This is a genomic window from Limimaricola hongkongensis DSM 17492 (genome assembly GCF_000600975.2).
Lineage (GTDB): Bacteria > Pseudomonadota > Alphaproteobacteria > Rhodobacterales > Rhodobacteraceae > Limimaricola > Limimaricola hongkongensis.
Genome location: NZ_KK088649.1, coordinates 287,454 through 303,765 on the forward strand (window position 1 = coordinate 287,454; position 16,312 = coordinate 303,765).

General features: G+C 70.1%; 14 protein-coding genes. 5 read left to right on the forward strand and 9 right to left on the reverse strand.

Features of this window, described 5'->3' with window-relative positions; translation table 11 throughout:
• Window positions 1-3 precede the first annotated feature (3 nt).
• Genes LOKHON_RS03430 through LOKHON_RS03440 form a run of 3 tightly spaced genes read left to right on the forward strand, consistent with a single transcriptional unit; the run spans window position 4 to window position 2,290 of the window.
• Complete coding sequence (locus LOKHON_RS03430) at window positions 4-663, forward strand: Tim44/TimA family putative adaptor protein (protein ID WP_017927800.1); 660 nt, start codon at window positions 4-6, stop codon at window positions 661-663.
• Window positions 660-1,691 carry a murein transglycosylase A gene (gene mltA / locus LOKHON_RS03435; protein ID WP_017927799.1) on the forward strand — a complete coding sequence of 344 codons (1,032 nt, stop codon included), beginning with the start codon at window positions 660-662 and terminating at the stop codon, window positions 1,689-1,691. The genes LOKHON_RS03430 and mltA overlap by 4 nt, the downstream gene beginning before the upstream one ends.
• Window positions 1,691-2,290: a Smr/MutS family protein gene (locus LOKHON_RS03440; RefSeq protein ID WP_017927798.1), complete on the forward strand. Its 600-nt coding sequence runs from the start codon at window positions 1,691-1,693 to the stop codon at window positions 2,288-2,290. Before mltA ends, LOKHON_RS03440 begins: the two co-directional genes overlap by 1 nt.
• Here LOKHON_RS03440 and LOKHON_RS03445 read toward each other — a convergent pair.
• On the reverse strand, window positions 2,287-3,534 hold the full coding sequence (locus LOKHON_RS03445; RefSeq protein WP_017927797.1) for an MFS transporter: 1,248 nt from the start codon (window positions 3,532-3,534) through the stop codon (window positions 2,287-2,289). The two genes, LOKHON_RS03440 and LOKHON_RS03445, sit on opposite strands and share 4 nt — an antisense overlap.
• A 120-nt stretch (window positions 3,535-3,654) precedes the next feature.
• On the opposite strand from LOKHON_RS03445, the gene LOKHON_RS03450 reads away from it, so the two are divergent.
• Window positions 3,655-4,593, forward strand: coding sequence for a diacylglycerol/lipid kinase family protein (locus tag LOKHON_RS03450; RefSeq protein WP_017927796.1), 939 nt, complete (start codon window positions 3,655-3,657; stop codon window positions 4,591-4,593).
• Window positions 4,590-5,378, forward strand: coding sequence for a metallophosphoesterase family protein (locus LOKHON_RS03455; protein WP_033315439.1), 789 nt, complete (start codon window positions 4,590-4,592; stop codon window positions 5,376-5,378). Before LOKHON_RS03450 ends, LOKHON_RS03455 begins: the two co-directional genes overlap by 4 nt.
• On the opposite strand, the gene hslU is transcribed toward LOKHON_RS03455, so the two are convergent.
• From hslU to tsaE, 8 genes are all read right to left on the reverse strand, one after another.
• Window positions 5,375-6,673, reverse strand: a complete 1,299-nt coding sequence (gene hslU / locus LOKHON_RS03460; RefSeq protein ID WP_017927794.1) for an ATP-dependent protease ATPase subunit HslU — start codon at window positions 6,671-6,673, stop codon at window positions 5,375-5,377. The genes LOKHON_RS03455 and hslU overlap by 4 nt on opposite strands.
• Window positions 6,674-6,747: 74 nt before the next feature.
• Entirely contained in the window at window positions 6,748-7,302 is a 555-nt protein-coding gene (hslV, locus tag LOKHON_RS03465; protein WP_017927793.1) for an ATP-dependent protease subunit HslV, read from the reverse strand.
• Between the two features lie 205 nt (window positions 7,303-7,507).
• Window positions 7,508-7,828, reverse strand: a complete 321-nt coding sequence (trxA, locus tag LOKHON_RS03470; RefSeq protein ID WP_017927792.1) for a thioredoxin — start codon at window positions 7,826-7,828, stop codon at window positions 7,508-7,510.
• A 57-nt stretch (window positions 7,829-7,885) separates the two neighbouring features.
• On the reverse strand, window positions 7,886-11,257 hold the full coding sequence (addA, locus tag LOKHON_RS03475) for a double-strand break repair helicase AddA (RefSeq protein WP_017927791.1): 3,372 nt from the start codon (window positions 11,255-11,257) through the stop codon (window positions 7,886-7,888).
• Window positions 11,254-14,211 (reverse strand): double-strand break repair protein AddB, encoded by a 2,958-nt coding sequence (gene addB, locus LOKHON_RS03480; protein WP_017927790.1) that lies wholly within the window; start codon window positions 14,209-14,211, stop codon window positions 11,254-11,256. The genes addA and addB overlap by 4 nt, the downstream gene beginning before the upstream one ends.
• Window positions 14,201-14,899 (reverse strand): nucleotidyltransferase family protein, encoded by a 699-nt coding sequence (locus LOKHON_RS03485; protein ID WP_017927789.1) that lies wholly within the window; start codon window positions 14,897-14,899, stop codon window positions 14,201-14,203. Before LOKHON_RS03485 ends, addB begins: the two co-directional genes overlap by 11 nt.
• A complete protein-coding gene (locus LOKHON_RS03490) occupies window positions 14,896-15,843 on the reverse strand; it encodes an aminoglycoside phosphotransferase family protein (RefSeq protein WP_017927788.1) in 948 nt (315 codons plus the stop codon). The genes LOKHON_RS03485 and LOKHON_RS03490 overlap by 4 nt, the downstream gene beginning before the upstream one ends.
• A complete protein-coding gene (gene tsaE, locus LOKHON_RS03495) occupies window positions 15,836-16,303 on the reverse strand; it encodes a tRNA (adenosine(37)-N6)-threonylcarbamoyltransferase complex ATPase subunit type 1 TsaE (RefSeq protein ID WP_017927787.1) in 468 nt (155 codons plus the stop codon). Before tsaE ends, LOKHON_RS03490 begins: the two co-directional genes overlap by 8 nt.
• Window positions 16,304-16,312: the final 9 nt, after the last annotated feature.

The following is a 16,312-nucleotide window of genomic DNA, read 5'->3' on the forward strand; positions in this document are numbered from 1 at the left end:
CGAATGAACTCTCCCATCATCCAGCTCTTGGTGCTCGCAGGCATCGCGATCTTCCTGATTTTGCGGCTGCGCGGCGTGCTGGGAACGCGGGAAGGCTTCGAGAAGCCGCGCCTGCCGGCACAGGGCGAAAAACGCCGGTCCCGGCCCGAATTCGAGGTGATCGAAGGCGGCCCCGACCGTGACATCACCGATCACGTTCCCGAGGGCAGCGACGCCGAAAAGGCGCTCTACGCGATGAAGGCCGCCGACCCGGATTTCGGCCTGAACGATTTTCTGCAGGGCGCGCGCGGCGCCTACGAGATGATCCTGATGGCCTTCGAGAACGGCGATCTCGAAAGCGTGAAGCCGTTTTTGTCCGATGATGTCCACGAGGCCTTTGCCGAGGTGATCGCCGCGCGCGAGCGCGAAGGGCTCAAGGTCGAGGCGACCTTCGTGGGGCTTGGCGAAATCGCGGTGCGCGATGCGAGCTTCGACGCCGCCAGCCGCGAGGGCGAGATCGCGGTGCGCTTCACCGGCGAGCTGACCTACGTGGTGCGCAACATGGCCGGCGAGGTGGTCGAGGGCTCGACCACCGAGATCAAGCGCCAGCGCGACGTCTGGACCTTTGGCCGGATCATGGGCAGCGACGATCCGAACTGGAAACTGGTGGCGACCGGGGAATGACCCGGCTGGCGGCGGCACTGGCGCTGGCCTTCGGGCTGCCGCTCGGGGCGGCCGCAAGCCCGAAGCTTCTGGGCTTCGAGCAGCTGCGCGGCTGGGCCACCGATGATCATGGCGCGGCGCTGACCGCTTTCGTCGAAACCTGCGGCGACCTGCGCGACCGCGACTGGCAGGCGCTGTGCGGTCTCGCGCGCGAGACCGACGACGCGCGCAGCTTCTTCGAGCTGTTCTTCCAGCCGGTGCTGATCGAGGACGGGCGCGAGGCGCTGTTCACCGGTTACTACGAGCCCGAGCTGCGCGGCTCCGAGGTGCCCGACGGGCGCTATGTCGCGCCGGTCTACCGCGTGCCCGAGGATCTGCCGCCCGAGGGGCCATGGCTCACCCGGCAGGAGATCGATCAGGGCGGCGCGCTGTCGGGCCGCGGGCTGGAGATCGCCTATGTCGACCCGGTCGACCTGTTCTTTCTGCAGATCCAGGGCTCGGGCCGGGTGCGGCTGCCCGATGGCGATGTCATCCGGCTCGGCTACGGCGCCGCCAACCGCCAGCCCTATTCCTCGATCGGCCAGGAGCTGGTGGCGCGCGGCATCTACGAGCCGCACCAGGTCTCGGCGGCGGTGATCCGCTCCTGGGTGCGCCGCAACCCGGTCGATGGCAAGGAACTCTTGTGGACCAACCGCTCCTACGTGTTCTTTCGCGAGGTGAACGAGGTCCCGGCCGAGCGCGGGCCGCTGGGGGCGATGAACCGGTCGATCACGCCGATGCGCAGCCTCGCGGTGGACCCGGCCCATGTGCCGCTCGGCGCGCCGGTCTGGATTGAGACCGAGGGCGAGGACCGTCTTCGCCGGCTAATGGTGGCGCAGGACACCGGCTCGGCGATCAAGGGCGCCCAGCGCGCCGATATCTTCTTCGGCACCGGGCGACTGGCGGGCAAGCGCGCGGGCCGGACCCGCGACACCGGCCGGATGGTGGTGCTGCTGCCGGTGCAGCGCGCCTGGGACATGCTGCCGCAGACCCTGGCCGACCCGGCCTGATGCCCCGCAAGCCGCGCCATCTGTCGCCCGATGAACGGGCGTTGTGGGACAGCGTCGCGCGTCAGGCGGCGCCGATGCACAAGCGCCGCGCGCCCTCCGAAGCCAAACAGGCGCCGAAGACCCCGGCTCCCGCCCCGCCCGACCCGGCGGGCACCGCGCCCCTGCCGCAATTCAAGGTCGGCCAGAAGGCCGATCCCAAGCGCCCCGACGACCTGCTGCCGGGCCTGCGCGACCGGCTGCGCCGCGCGCCCGTGGCGATGGACGCCAAGGCGCATGGCAAGATGACCCGCGGCAAGCTCAGGCCCGAGGCCCGGCTCGACCTGCACGGCATGACATTGTCGGAGGCGCATCCCGAGCTGGTGGCCTTCATCCTGTCCTCCCAGGCGATGGGGCGGCGGCTGGTGCTGGTGATCACCGGCAAGGGCCGCGAGAGGGATTACGAGGCGCCGATGCCGGTGCGCCACGGCGTGCTGCGCCACCAGGTGCCGCAATGGCTTGGCCTGTCGCCGCTGCGCCAGGCGGTGCTGCAGATCACGCCCGCCCATATCCGCCATGGCGGTGAGGGCGCTTATTACGTCTATCTGCGCCGCGCCCGCTAGGCGGCCCGCCGCGCCGCGCCGGCCACGGGCAGCAGCCGCGCGGCCCGGCGCACGCCCCAAGCCAGGAGAAGGCCCGCCCCGCCGAGATAGGCCGCGATACCGAGCATCTGGTCGGGAAAGCCGATGCCGCGGTCGATCAGCAGCCCGCTGACCCCCGGCCCGATCGCCGTGCCGAACACCATCACCGCCGCCGCCGCCGATTTGATCGCGCCGATATGGCGCGTGCCGTAGAACTCGGCCCAGAAGGCGCCGGGCAGCACCGCCTGCACCCCGCCGCCGATCCCCGCGATGGCGAGCCCCAGCGCCGCCATGCCAAGCCCGTCGGCCTGTGACAGCACGAGAAACGCCACCGTCCAAGGCGCCATCAGCCACGGCATCAGCCGCGCCGTCCCGAACCGGTCGAGCGCCGCGCCGGTGACGAGGTTCGCGCCGATCGTCGCGGCGGTGAACAGCGGCATCAGCGCCACCCATTGACCAAGGCTCCATGGCTTCAGCTCGGCGAGATGCACCTGCTGGAAGAACAGCGCCGTGCCCCATGCCGGCGGGCCCAGAAGCGCCGGGACCAGCATCCAGAACAGCCAATGCGTCACCGCCGCGTTCCGGGTCCAGTGGCGGCCCTCCATGCCGAGCGACTGGCTGTGCTGCGCGATGCTCTGCGGCGTGCGCTCGCGCCGCAGCAGCCACAGCGCCAGCGGCATCGCCGCCAGCGACAGCCCGGCGGCGGCGGCCCAGAGCAGGCGCCAGTCGGCCACCGCCAGACCGGCCACGAACACGACCGGCAGCACCGCCTGCCCCAGCGCCACGCCCATCGAGGCGATCGACAGCGCCTTGCCGCGCCCGGCGGCGAACCAGCGCGCCATGGCCACGACCGAGATATGCGTCATCATCCCCTGCCCGGCAAAGCGCAGCACGAAGATCACCAGCGGCAACGCCACGGCCCAGCCGCCCGGCAGCACCGCCATGCCGAGACAGCCCAGCGCCAGAAGCGCCATCGCCGCGGGGCCGAGCGCGCGCGCGCGAAACCGGTCGGTCAGCCCGCCCGCCCAGATCATCACCAGCGCCGAGGCGGTGGTGCCAAGCGTGTAGATCCCGCCCCATGCGCCATGGCTCAGATCGAAGGCGGCGCGGATGTCCCCCGCGAAGACCGAGATGAAGAAGGTCTGGCCAAAGGAGGAGCCAAAGCTCAGCAGCGCGCCGGCGGCGAGAAAGGGCGCGTTATCGCGCAGGAAACGGATCAGGGACATGAGAGATACCTTTCGCGGCATTGGTGCCAGCGATCGCGCCGGGGGGGAAGCCGATACGCTTCGAAACCTTCCGAGACTCCAAGCGTTTGTCCCCCGAACCCTTTCAGGAGCCCGCCGGACATGTCCGACCCGACCGCCGCCCGACCCGCCCCGGACCGGGGCGGCATCCGCGTGATCTGCAATGACCGATCGGGCCGCAACAGCCGCGAGGCCGAGGCTATCGATCGCGCGATGAAGGTGCTCGGCCCCGAGGCCGCGCTCTATCACGTGAAGGGCCGCGACATCGCCGAGACGGCGCGGCAGGCGGTGCGCGACGGCTGCGCCACGGTGGTGGCGGCGGGGGGCGACGGCACGATCATGGCCGTGGCCTCCGCGCTCAAGGGGTCGGACAGCGCGCTGGGCGTGCTGCCCCTGGGCACGTTCAACTTCTTCGCGCGCGGCTACGGCATCCCCGAAGACCCCGAGCGCGCGGCCCGCATCATCGCCGGGGGACATTCGCAGCCTATCGACCTCGGCACGGTCAATGGCCGGGTGTTTCTCAACAATGCCAGCATCGGCGTCTACCCGGCGATCCTCAAGGAGCGCGAGACCGTCTATCGCCGCTGGGGCCGCAGGCGCATCGCGGCGCATTGGTCGGTGCTCAAGACGTTCTGGCGCTTTCGCCGCCCGCTCAAGGTCGAGCTCGAGGCGAACGGCACGCGGCGGCGGTTTCGCACGCCGCTGGTCTTTGCCGCGCGCTCGGCGTTCCAGCTCGACCATTTCGGGCTGCAGGGCGCCGATTGCATCCGCGAGGGCGGGTTCGCGGTGTTCGTGGCCCCCGATGAGGGACGGCTGGGGCTGATGTCGGACGCGGTGCGGCTCGCGGTCAAACAGATGCGGCTGGGCGAGGATTTCGAGCTGATCTGCACCGACCGGATGACGATTCATCTCAAGCGCAGGCGCCAGCTCGTCGCCTGCGACGGCGAGAAATTCACCATGGAGGGCCCGCTGGAGTTCGAGATGGTGCGCAACGCCTTCCGCATCATCACGCCCCACCACGCGGACGAGGCCGTGGCATGAGACGCGTGCTGCACATCTCCGATCTGCATTTCGGCCGCACCCGCGCGGACCTGCTCGACCCGCTGGTCGAGACGATCAACCGGCTCGCACCCGACATGGTGGCCTTTTCCGGCGACCTGACCCAGCGCGCCCGCGAAAGGCAATTCGCGCAGGCTGCCGATTTCATCGCCCGGCTGGAACCGCCGGTGCTCACGGTGCCGGGCAATCACGACACGCCGATCGACAATCCGTGGCTGCGCTTCGTCAAGCCGTTTCACCGCTATCGCCACATGATCAGCCCCGAGCTGGAGCCGGAATTCACCGATGAAGAGGTGGCGCTGCTCGGGGTCAACACGGTGAACCGCTTCGCGTGGCAATCGGGCAAGATCAGCCAGCGCACCATCCGCCGGGTCTGCGACGCCTTTGCCGGGGCGCCGAACGGGCGCACCCATCTGGCGATGATGCACCACCCGCTCGAACATGATCCGGGCACCGAGAAACGATTGATGCGCGGCGCGCGCGCCGCCGTGGCCTGCCTGGGGCGCTGCGGCGCCGACGTGGTGCTGTCGGGGCATCTGCACAACGCCGCCGTGGCGCCGCTGACGGCGGCGCCGGGGGTGCTTCTGGTGCAGGCGGGCACGGGGCTGTCGTCGCGTCTGCGCGAGGAGACCAACAACTTCAACCTGCTCCACATCGAACCCGAACGGATCAAGGTGGAGCGATACGGGGCCGAGCACCGGCCCCGTTTCGAGATCATCCAGACCGCCCGTTTCGCCAAGGCGAAAGGGGTCTGGCGCGAGGTCTAGAGCACGTAGCGCGACAGGTCGGTCGAACGCGACAGCTCGCCCAGATGCGCCTCGACGAAAGCCTCGTCGACAATGATCGTCTCGCCCGCGCGGTCGGGCGCGGTAAAGCTCAGCTCCTCGAACACCCGCTCCAGCACGGTGTAGAGACGCCGCGCACCGATATTCTCGACCGAGCGGTTCACCTCGGCCGCGATGCGCGCCAGCGCCGCGATGCCGCCTTCGGTGAATTCGACCGTCACCTCCTCGGTGCCCATCAGCGCCGTGTATTGCCGGGTGAGCGCGTTGTCGGTCTCTGTCAGGATGCGGACGAAATCCTCTTCGGTCAGCGCGCGCAGCTCCACCCGGATCGGCAGGCGGCCCTGAAGCTCGGGCAGAAGATCCGACGGCTTGGCCACGTGGAACGCGCCCGACGCGATGAACAGGATGTGGTCGGTGCGGATCGGGCCGTGCTTGGTCGACACCGTGGTGCCCTCGATCAGCGGCAAGAGGTCGCGCTGCACGCCCTCGCGGCTGACATCGGCGCCACGCGCGTCGGATTTCGCGCAGACCTTGTCGATCTCGTCAAGAAACACGATGCCGTTCTGCTCGACATTCTCGACCGCGGCCTTGGTCACGGTTTCGTCGTCGAGAAGCTTGTCGGCCTCGTCGGCGATCAGCAGGTCGTAGCTTTCGGCCACCGTCACCCGCTTCTTCACCTTGCGACCGCCCATCGCCTTGCCGAAGAGATCGCCGAGATTCATCATGCCGCCGGGCTGGCCGGGGATGTCCATGCCCTGCATCGGGTTGGAGCTGTCGGTCACCTCGATCTCGATCATCGTGGTGTCGAGCTCGCCATCCTTGAGCTTGCGGCGGAACATCTCGCGGGTCTGGTCGCGCGCATCCGTGCCGGCGATGGCGGTGATGACGCGGTTCTCGGCGGCCTCATGCGCCTTGGACTTCACGTCCTCGCGCATCTGCTCGCGGGTCTGGAAGATCGCGGCCTCGACCAGGTCGCGCACGATCTGCTCCACGTCGCGGCCGACATAGCCCACTTCGGTGAACTTCGTGGCCTCGACCTTGAGGAAGGGCGCATGCGCCAGCTTGGCCAGACGGCGCGAGATCTCGGTCTTGCCGACGCCGGTGGGGCCGATCATCAGGATGTTCTTGGGATACACCTCGTCGCGCAGATCCGCGCCGAGCTGCTTGCGCCGCCAGCGCGAGCGCAGGGCGACGGCGACGGCGCGCTTGGCCTCCTTCTGGCCGATGATGAAGCGGTCGAGCTCGGAGACGATCTCGCGGGGGGTCAGGTCGCTCATATGGGGGTCCTTGTCCGGGGGTCGATGCACGCCAGGATCCTTCGAAGGATCCTGGTGAGTTTCGTCGAGGAAACTTACGCTTCGAGCGTTTCGACCGTCAGCTTGCCATTGGTGTAGACGCAGATGTCCGACGCGATCGCCATGGCGCGGCGCGCCACCTCCTCGGCGTCGAGATCGGTGTCCATCATCGCGCGGCCCGCGGCGAGCGCGAAGTTGCCGCCCGATCCGATCGCGGTCACGTCATGCTCGGGCTCGAGCACGTCGCCCGCGCCGGTGATGACCAGAAGATCCTTGCCGTCCGACACGATCAGCATCGCCTCGAGCTTTTGCAGGTACTTGTCGGTGCGCCAGTCCTTGGCCAGCTCGACGCTGGCGCGCGCCAGCTGCCCGGGCGTCGCCTCGAGCTTCTTTTCCAGCCGCTCCAGCAGGGTGAAGGCGTCCGCCGTCGATCCCGCGAAGCCCGCGATGACCTCGTAGCCGCCGGGGGAAAGCCTGCGCACCTTGCGCGCGGTGCCCTTGATCACGGTCTGGCCGAGGCTCACCTGGCCGTCGCCCGCGATCACCACCTTGCCGCCCTTGCGCACACCGATGATCGTCGTGCCATGCCAGCCGGGGAAGTCGTCGCTCATCTTGCCTCCTGTCGGGCGCGGGGCAATCCGCGCGCCATGCGTATTTTATCGAATGGTGAAAGGGAGGGCCCCGTCACCGTCCGGGCCGATATGGGGGTCGGGGGCGCGAAGGGCAAGTTTGCCCGGGGATCGGACAGCATCAGAGCCTGATCCGCGCATGAAAAAGGCGCCCGAAGGCGCCTTGATCATCGTCATGTCGGGGCGATCAGATCGATTCGTCGATCCAGCCCTTGAGCGCGGCCTTCGGCGCGGCGCCGGCACGGTTCGAGACGATCTCGCCATCCTTGAACAGGAACAGCGCCGGAATGCCGCGCACACCCAGCTGGGCGGGGGAATTCGGGTTCTCGTCCACGTTGACCTTCACCACCTTCAGGCGGTCGCCATATTCCTCGGACAGCTCTTCGAGCGCCGGGCCGATCGTCTTGCAGGGGCCGCACCACTCCGCCCAGAAATCCACCACAACGGGGACATCGGACTGGCGCACTTCGGCGTCGAAATTCGCGTCATTGACTGCAACGGTGGCCATCGGGCTCTCCTTGGGTCTCAGGTTGGATCAGAGACGTAAGGACGCGGCCTTGGCGCGTCAATGGGCGGCCCGGCGCAAGGCGGCCATCACGAGATCGTGGGGCAGGGGCATCAGCCGGGCCTGGGCCGTCCACAGCACCGCCACGTCGATCCGACGGTCGGGCCACAGCTGCGCCAGCATCGCCGCATAGGCGCCCATCTGCCGCAAGATGCCCTCTGGCGTGTCCTCGGGCCGATCCGGCACCACGCGGTTGGTCTTGAAATCGATGGCGAGCACGCGGTCGGGCTCGATCACCAGCCGGTCGACCGCACCATGCAGCCGCCGGTCGCCCAGCGCCGGCACCCCGGCGGTGATCCCGGCCTCGGCCAGCGTGCCGGGCGCGAACATCGCCTCAAACCCCGGCGCGGCGACGAGATCCAGCGCGTCCGCCAGCAGGGTTTCTGTCTCGTCCAGCTCCGCCGTCTCTTCGGCATTGTCCAGAAGGCGGCGGCCCTGCGCCTCGCGGTCATCGGCGGGCAGGGCGGGCAGGTGTTCGAGCAGCAGGTGCATCAGCGTGCCGCGTGCCCGCGCTATGTCGCCATCCACCGGCTCCGCATCGCCCGGCATCACCTTCGCACCGCCGAGATCGGAGGGCGACAGCGTCGCGGCCTCCGCCTCGGGCAGGGCCACGGGCGGATAGGCGGGCGGCGGCGGCAATTCGGCGGCGGCGGCGCGGGGCGGTTTCAGATCGCCACAGGCCCAGTCGAGATGGGCCAGCCGCACCCCCTCGCCGCCGGGCATCGGCATGGTCTTTGCCCCGAGCCGCTCCAGACCTTCGGCCACCGTGGCGTGCCAGCTTTGCCCCGCATCGCCGGTCTCGCCGGGCGCGCAGACGATCAGCCAGCTTTCGGCCCGCGTCATCGCCACGTAGAGCAGGCGGCGGCGTTCACGCTCCTGCGCGTCGATCAGGCTCTCGCGCAGCGCCTGCATCGGTTCGGGCATCTCGGCGGCGGGCCCGGCCCAAAGCTGCGCCGCGCCCGCGTCATAAAGCCGGTCGCGCAGCCGGACCTCGCGCTTGGCCGCGTCGGGCAGGATCACGATCGGCGCCTCAAGGCCCTTGGCGCCATGCACCGACATCACCCGAAGCCGGTCCCCGGCGGATTCCGCCTGCCGCTTGATCTCCAGCTCGTCGGTCTCCAGCCATTCGAGAAACCCGGTGAGGCCCGGCACCTCCGCCTGCTCGTAGGACAGCGCCTGTGACAGCAGCGCGTCGATCCCGTCCTCGGCCTCGGGGCCCAGCCGCGCGAGCAGGCGGCGGCGGCCATCATGGCGCAACAGCAGCCGGTTGATCAGGTCGTAGGGCCGCAGGAAGTCGGCCTGGCGGCGCATGTCGTCGAGCACGGCCATGGTGTCCGGGAACCTCTCGCCCGCGTCGCGCAGCCGGGGCCACAGATGGCCGGGACGGCCATGGGCAAGCGCATAGAGATCGCTCTCGCTCCAACCCAGAAGCGGCGAGCGCAGCGCGCAGGCAAGCGACAGGTCATCCTCGGGCAGCGCGAGAAAGCGCAGCACCGCCGCGATGTCCTTGACCGCCAGCTCGCCGCCGATGCGCAGCCGATCGGCCCCCGCCACGTTGAGCCCGGCCGCCTTGCAGGCGCGGATGATCTCGGAAAACAGCGCCGAGCGCCGCTGCACGAGGATCAGCACGTCGCCCTCGCTCACGGGGCGGCGGTCATAGACGCCCGAATGGCCGCGCTCGACCGGGATGGTCTCTTCGGCCTTCATCCGCACCACCTCGTCGGCGATGCGCCGCGCCAGCACCACCGAGGGGTCGGTGTCGCCCGGACGGTCGACCGGATCGGTCCAGTCGGGCGCCTCCTCGTCCTTTTCCGGCTTTTCCACCGGCGGCCAGAGATCGACCCGGCCCGGCATCGCCGATTTGAACGCGCGGTGCGGCACCTCGCCGCCCAGACCCTCGCGATGCGGGCCCACGAAGGTCGCGTCGACGGCGCGCAGGATGGCTTCCGAGGAGCGGAAGGAATGTTCGAGATCGAGCCGGTTCAGACCCGCCCCCGCCGCCTCCAGCCGCTCCGCGAAATGCGCCTGCATCCGGTCGAAGCCCTCGGGATCGGCGCCCTGGAACGAATAGATCGACTGCTTCTTGTCGCCGACGACGAAAATCGTGCGGCGGCGCTCGGGCTGCGCGCCTTCGCCGGCGGCGAATTCCTGCGCCAGCCGCTCGATCACCGCCCATTGCGCAGGCGAGGTGTCCTGCGCCTCGTCCACGAGGATGTGGTCGATGCCGCCATCGAGCCGGAACAGCACCCATTGCGCCACCGCCGGATCGGTCAGAAGACGGCGCGCCTTGCCGATCAGATCGTCGAAATCGAGCATGCCGCGCAACAGCTTGCGCCGTTCATAGGCGGGCACGAAGGCACGGGCGAAGGCGTCGAGAGTGCGGGTCTTTTCCAGCGCCACCAGCGCCAGCCGGGTCGCGTGCCCCTCCTCGATCCGGGCCATCAGGTCGTCGAGCCGCTCGATCAGCGCCGGGTCGCTTTCGCGCAGCTTCTTGGTGGGAAACTTGCCGATCTTGGCGCCGAACGGCGCCGCGGCCTTCGCGCCGAACAGGAACAGCCCTTCGAGAAGGTCGAGCAGGGCCGCATCCGGCGCGGCCCGAAGGTCGACCCTGTCGAGCTTGCCTGCGGCCTTGAGATCGTTGGCGGTGCCCTGCCGCAGCAGCAGCCTGAGCGCGCCCAGCGTGTCGAAATCGTCCGGCTCGAGACAGACGTCGTAGTAGCGCCCCAGCGTCAGACCGGCGGGCACGTCGAAATACGCCGCCAGCGCGGCGTCGTCGGCATCGTTCAGGAACGTCTCGCGCCGCGCCGTGATCTCGGACAAGAGCGCGTCGAAATTGCCCTCGGGCGCCTGCAACGCCAGCGCGTCGACGAGAGGGCGTTCCGGCCCCGAGGCCATGGCGTCGACCACCTCGGCGCGCAGAAGCTGCGCGGTGCGGTCCTCCATCTCGGTGAATTGCGGGCTGACCCCGGCCTCCAGCGGAAAGCGGCGCAGCAGCCCCGCGCAGAACGAATGGATCGTCTGGATGCGCAGGCCGCCCGGCGTCTCGATCGCGCGGGCGAACAGCGTGCGCGCGGAACGCAGCGTGATCGCCTGCGGCGTGCCCAGCCGTTCCAGCGCCTCGCGCAGCGCCGCGTCCTCCATCATCGCCCATTCGCCAAGGCGGCGGAATAGCCGGTTCTGCATCTCGCTGGCTGCGGCCTTGGTGTAGGTCAGGCACAGGATGTTCTGCGGATCGGTGCCGTCCAGAAGCAGCCGCGCCACCCGGTCGGTGAGCACGCGGGTCTTGCCCGACCCGGCATTGGCCGAAAGCCAGGTCGAATTGGCCGGGTCGGCGGCGCGGACCTGCCGCTCGGTCGCGTCGTCGCGGATCATCCGACATCCTCCCCTTCGGCGGGCTGCGAAAAGTCCCATTCGCCAAAGCGCGACAAATGATCGTAATCGCTGCGGTCCTTGTCGCTCATCATCGCCATGCGGGCCGAATAGCCGCGCTGCGGCTCCTGCCAGCGGGCGATCAGCGCGCGCAGCTGCGCCCAGACCTGGTCGGGGGGGATCTCGTCGAGCGGCGCGTCCACGGTCGTGCCCTTGCCCGCCAGCCCGATATAAGAGGCCCCCGCGACCCGGCCCGCACGCGCGCCCTTTTGTTCGAACCCGCCGCGCTCGGCCATCGCCGCTTCGAGCAGGAGCTGTTTTTCAAAGACCTTCTGCTGCGCCACGCTGGGCGGCGCGCCGGTCTTGTAGTCGTAGATCCGAAAGCCGTCTGGCCCCTCGTCGATCCGGTCGGCCTGCGCGGTCAGGGTGAAGTTCAGATCCTCCATCCGCGCGGCCCCGTCGATCTCGAAATGACGCGGCGCGGCGAGCGTCTGGCGCGCGGCCTCGGTGGTCAGGAACCAGTCGCTGATCCGGGCGATCCGCGCGATCCAGAGACGGCGCACGGTCGGCCATGGACACTGGTCGTTCAGCACCTCCTCCGTGACCTCCATCAGCCGGGCCTTGGCGCCGGGATCGGTGGGCGCGATGCCCTCCTTCAGGAACCGCTCGAACACCTCGTGCAGCACCGTGCCGCGCAGCGCCGCGTCGGGGTTCGGCGTCAGCGGATCGAGGCCGTGCAGCCGCAAGACGCGGCTGGCATAGATCGCGTAGGGGTCGCGGATCAGGGTGCGGATCGCGGTGACCGAAAGCTTGTCGGGCCGCGCCGAGAGGGGCGGGCGCGGGCTGGGGCGGCGGGCGGAGGGCACACGCGCCTGCGGCACCGACAGCGCCGTGGCGCGCGCCAGCCAATCGGCGCCGCGCGCGCGCATTTCGGCCAGGGCCGTGCGGCCGCCTTGGTCGGGCAGACCTTCGAGCAGGTTGGTCAGCCGGTTGATCCAGCGCGAGGGCACGGTTTCGCTATCCGACGACCGGGTCGAGCGGGTGATCCAGACCTCGCGCACCGCCACCGCCTGCTGGTAGTCATGCGCCGACAGGCCGATCCGGCGTTCGGGCAGCAGCAGACCGGCCTGCGCGCGCATCTTGCGATTGAGCCACGGATCGGCGGGCGGCGCCTCGGGCCACGCGCCTTCGTTCATGCTCGCAAGGATGGTGAGATCGGCCCCCTGCACCCGCGCCTCCAGCGTGCCACGGATCAGAACCTGGGGGTGGCCGGTATCGGGGTTGCGCACCTCGACCTTGCGCATCACGCCGAGAAACAGCGAGCGGTAGTCGCGCGTGCCCATCTCGCCCGCCGCGTCGGCCTGTTCGGCCAGCCCGTCGCAGCATTGCCGCGCGGCGCGGCCCGCCGCCTCGTCCCACAGCCCGCCGCTGCCCTCTGCGCCCGGCCCGGAGGCGAGGCATTCGGCCAGCTTCAGATGGCAGGCGAGATGCTCCGAAAGCGGCTTGTCCGCGCCGTTCGGCACGAGATCCAGCGCCGCGCAGAGCCAGTCGGCCCAGCCCATCCGCCCCGGATCGCGCGCGCCGGTCTTTTCGGCCCAGCGCCGCAGCACCGCGTCGTCGGGATAGGCCGCGCCTTCGCGTCTGAGCCACAGTTCCAGCTCGCGCGTGCGCAAAAGATGCTGGCCGCGGTCGCGGCCCGAATGGCACAAGGGGTGCTTGAGGAGCGACAGGATCGCCGCCGGGCCGGGCCGTTCGCCCATGATCTCGGCCACCAGGCGCAAAAACCGCCCCGGCGGCGTCAGCGGCAGCGGCACGCCCGCGCTGTCATCGGCCACGAGATCCCAGCGGTCGAGTGCCGCCGAGACCTGCCGGGTCAGCATCCGGTCGGGGGTGACGAGCGCCACGGTCTTGCCCTCGTCGATGGCGGCGCGCATCCGCAGCGCGATGGTCTCGGCCTCCATCCGGGGCGATGGCGCTTCGAGCAGCGTCAGCGCTTCGGTCGCGGGGCCGAGATCGCCAAGCCCCGGCCCCTCGTCGCGCCACTGGTCGGTGACCGGCGCCGGGCGCAGCGACAGCGACACCAGCCGGTTGCGCGCCTCCGACGGGGCGGGGGTGTCGTGCCACAGCCGCAGGTCGGCGGCCTCCATGTCGAGCATGCGCAGGATGCGGCGAAACCGGAATTGCGGGTGGTCCTCGGCGGCGAGCGCCTCGTCGAGCCGCTCCCACACCTCCTGCGGCTGGTCCATGTCGACGCCGGGCAGCACCACCGCGCCATTGGCCTGCCGCGCCACCGCGTCGAGCAGCAGCGCCGTCGCCCCGCGCGACCCGGTGGAGCCCGCGATGATCACCGGGTCGGCGGGCGGCGCGTCGGCCCATCTGTCGACCAACCGCTCCACCGCCATGCGCTGGCGCGCCTCGCGGTCGGGAGCGGCGTCGGGGCCGAACCAGACATTGACGATGTTGAGAAATTGCAAGCTGCGCGCCCAGTGGCCCGACAGGTCGGTCACGTCGAGCTTTGCGATGTCGTCCGGCGTCACGCCTTCGCCCTGCATCTCGTCCATCAGGCTCGCGAGGCTGTCGGACAGATCATACAGCGCGGCGCGCGGGGCGAGATCGGGCTGCGCCTCGATCAGCCGGGCGACGAGCTGCGTCAGCTCCAGCCTGCGGCGCAGCCCGTTCACCGGCAACGGCAGCTCGGGGCCGAGCGGATCGAGCGCCAGATCGGTGATCAGCCGCAGCCGCGGCAGCAGCGTCGGCGGACCTTCGTCGAAGATGTCGCGCACCCGGCGGCGCATCCGGTTGGTGTTGAGATAGACGGTGACGCGGGCCATCGCCTCGGGGCCCTTGTCGCCAAAGCGCGCGCGCAGCCCGGCCACCAGACCTGCGGCGAAATCGACGCCGCAGGGCAGGGCATAGAGATGGGCGGGCCCGGCATCGGGAAAGGTCTCAGACGACATGGTCGTTCTGTATCATGCCTTCGGCCAGCGGAATGCAGTCGGGACGGCCGACATCGCACCAGCGTCCGTCATGCACCACGCCGTACAGCCTGCCCCTCGCGGCGATCTCGTTCCACAGCAGGTTGAGCGAGAAGGCCTCTTCGGGGATCGCGTCGAGCCCGTCGGGCAGGATGATCTGCGCGCCAGAATAGACATGGCCCGGCCCGCGCGAAAGCCGCCCGTCGGGGGCGACGATGAAATCGCCCTCGCCGGTATGGCCCAGCGCGTTCTCGCGCGGCAAGAGCAAGAGCAGCGCCTCCATCCGCGCGGGATCCCAGGCGCGCCGCAGCGCCAGGAGCGGGTTGGGCCCGGACCACATGGCGTCGGAGTTGAGCGTGTAGACCGGGCCGGGGCCGAGCAGGGGCCGCGCCCGGCGCAGCCCGCCGCCGGTTTCCAGAAGCCGGTCGCTTTCATCCGACAGGATCACGTCGCGGTCCGCGAGGTGATCGCGCAGCACCTCGCCCTTGTGGTGCAGGTTGACCACCCGGCGCAGCGGCATCAGCGGCGCGGTCAGGTCGAGCGCGTGGTCGATCAGCGGGCGGCCCGCCACCTCGACCATCGGCTTGGGGCGGCTTTGGGTGAGCGGGCCCATGCGGCGGCCAAGACCGGCGGCAAAGATCATGATGGCGCCGGGCGCTTGGGACGTCATGGGGCGAACTCCTCGGGCTGGGGCAGGGCGGCGGCGTGGGGCGCCAGCGATGCGAGCGCGGGGTGGCGCAGATCGGCCGCGATCTGGCCCCGGACGCGCGGCATCAGCGCAAGGTAGCGGGTCTTGCCGTCGCGGCGGGCAAGCCGGGCAAAGATGCCAAGGATGCGCAGGTTGCGCTGCACGCCCAGCGCGGCGCAGGCCGCCTCGACGGTGTCCGCATCACGCCCCGTCTTGGCGGCGAAGCGGGCGATCATCGCGGCGCGCAGGTCGTCCGGCACGTCGCGGCGCGCATCGCGCAAGAGCGAGACGAGATCGTATTCGGGGGGCGCCAGCAGCGCGTCCTGGAAATCGAGAAGACCGATCCGGTCGGTGCCCGCGCGGTCGGGCCGCCAGATCAGGTTCTCGGCGTGAAAATCCCGCAGCGCGAGCGCCGAAGGCGCGGGCGCGTGCCGCTCCAGCACCGCGCGCAAACCCGCCTGCAGCGCCGCGAGGTCGAGACCGGGGGCGTACCATTCGCCAAGCGGGGCGATCATCTCGGCGCCGATCCCGGGCGTCAGCCGCGACAGCCCGTCGGGCGGCGCTGCGGCCTGAAGCCGGGCGAGCACGTCGATCGCGGCGGCATAGGGCGCGGTGTCGCCCGGATGCGTCTCGGCCCATTGCGCCACCTGCACGGGACCGAGATCCCCGATCACCGCGAGCCCCGCCGCGCGGTCGAGCGCGTGGATGCGCGGCGCGCACAGGCCGATCCCGGTCAGGTGCCGGGCGATTGTCACGAAGGCGTCGAGCGCCGCCAGCCCGTCCTCGGGGCAGATCATCAGGATCAGGCTTTCGCCGCCGGGGCCGGTCAGCCGTTCGTAGCGGCGCGCCGACGCATCCCCGGCCAGCGCCGTTCGGGCGTGATCCGACAGGCCGTGCCGGGCAAGAAAGGCGCAGGTCTCAGTCAAGGACGGGCTCCAGCCTGGCGCGCCATGCCTCCGGCCCCGAGAAGGTCAGGACATGGCCATCGGGCCGCGCCTCGAAGTCCAGCGACAGCGCGCCCTGCGGCGCCATGTCGCCCATCCGGTCGGGCCATTCGATCAGGCAGATGGCGTGGCCCATCGCCTCGTCGAGACCGAGCTCCACCAGCTCGAACGGGTCGCCGAGCCGGTAGAGGTCGCAATGCCAGATCTCGGCGCCGGGCGCGTCGTAGCTTTGCACCAGCGTGAAGGTGGGCGATGGCACCTCTTCGTCGGGATTGCCGGTGCGGGCGCGGATCAGCGCGCGCGCGAAAAAGCTCTTGCCCGCGCCGATCTGGCCCGACAGCAGCAGCGTGTCGCCCGCGCGCAGATGCGGAGCGAGCCGGGCTGCCAGATCAAGGCTGCGCGATTCGTCGGGAAGGAGGATCGGACCGGCGGTGAAACTCATGCCCGCAAC

What these genes read in the sequence shown, in the direction of transcription:
- LOKHON_RS03430 (WP_017927800.1), top strand. Translation starts at nt 4, where the DNA reads ATGAACTCTCCCATCATCCAGCTCTTGGTGCTCGCAGGCATCGCGATC.
- mltA (WP_017927799.1), top strand. Translation starts at nt 660, where the DNA reads ATGACCCGGCTGGCGGCGGCACTGGCGCTGGCCTTCGGGCTGCCGCTC.
- LOKHON_RS03440 (WP_017927798.1), top strand. Translation starts at nt 1,691, where the DNA reads ATGCCCCGCAAGCCGCGCCATCTGTCGCCCGATGAACGGGCGTTGTGG.
- LOKHON_RS03445 (WP_017927797.1), bottom strand. Translation starts at nt 3,534, where the DNA reads ATGTCCCTGATCCGTTTCCTGCGCGATAACGCGCCCTTTCTCGCCGCC.
- LOKHON_RS03450 (WP_017927796.1), top strand. Translation starts at nt 3,655, where the DNA reads ATGTCCGACCCGACCGCCGCCCGACCCGCCCCGGACCGGGGCGGCATC.
- LOKHON_RS03455 (WP_033315439.1), top strand. Translation starts at nt 4,590, where the DNA reads ATGAGACGCGTGCTGCACATCTCCGATCTGCATTTCGGCCGCACCCGC.
- hslU (WP_017927794.1), bottom strand. Translation starts at nt 6,673, where the DNA reads ATGAGCGACCTGACCCCCCGCGAGATCGTCTCCGAGCTCGACCGCTTC.
- hslV (WP_017927793.1), bottom strand. Translation starts at nt 7,302, where the DNA reads ATGAGCGACGACTTCCCCGGCTGGCATGGCACGACGATCATCGGTGTG.
- trxA (WP_017927792.1), bottom strand. Translation starts at nt 7,828, where the DNA reads ATGGCCACCGTTGCAGTCAATGACGCGAATTTCGACGCCGAAGTGCGC.
- addA (WP_017927791.1), bottom strand. Translation starts at nt 11,257, where the DNA reads ATGATCCGCGACGACGCGACCGAGCGGCAGGTCCGCGCCGCCGACCCG.
- addB (WP_017927790.1), bottom strand. Translation starts at nt 14,211, where the DNA reads ATGTCGTCTGAGACCTTTCCCGATGCCGGGCCCGCCCATCTCTATGCC.
- LOKHON_RS03485 (WP_017927789.1), bottom strand. Translation starts at nt 14,899, where the DNA reads ATGACGTCCCAAGCGCCCGGCGCCATCATGATCTTTGCCGCCGGTCTT.
- tsaE (WP_017927787.1), bottom strand. Translation starts at nt 16,303, where the DNA reads ATGAGTTTCACCGCCGGTCCGATCCTCCTTCCCGACGAATCGCGCAGC.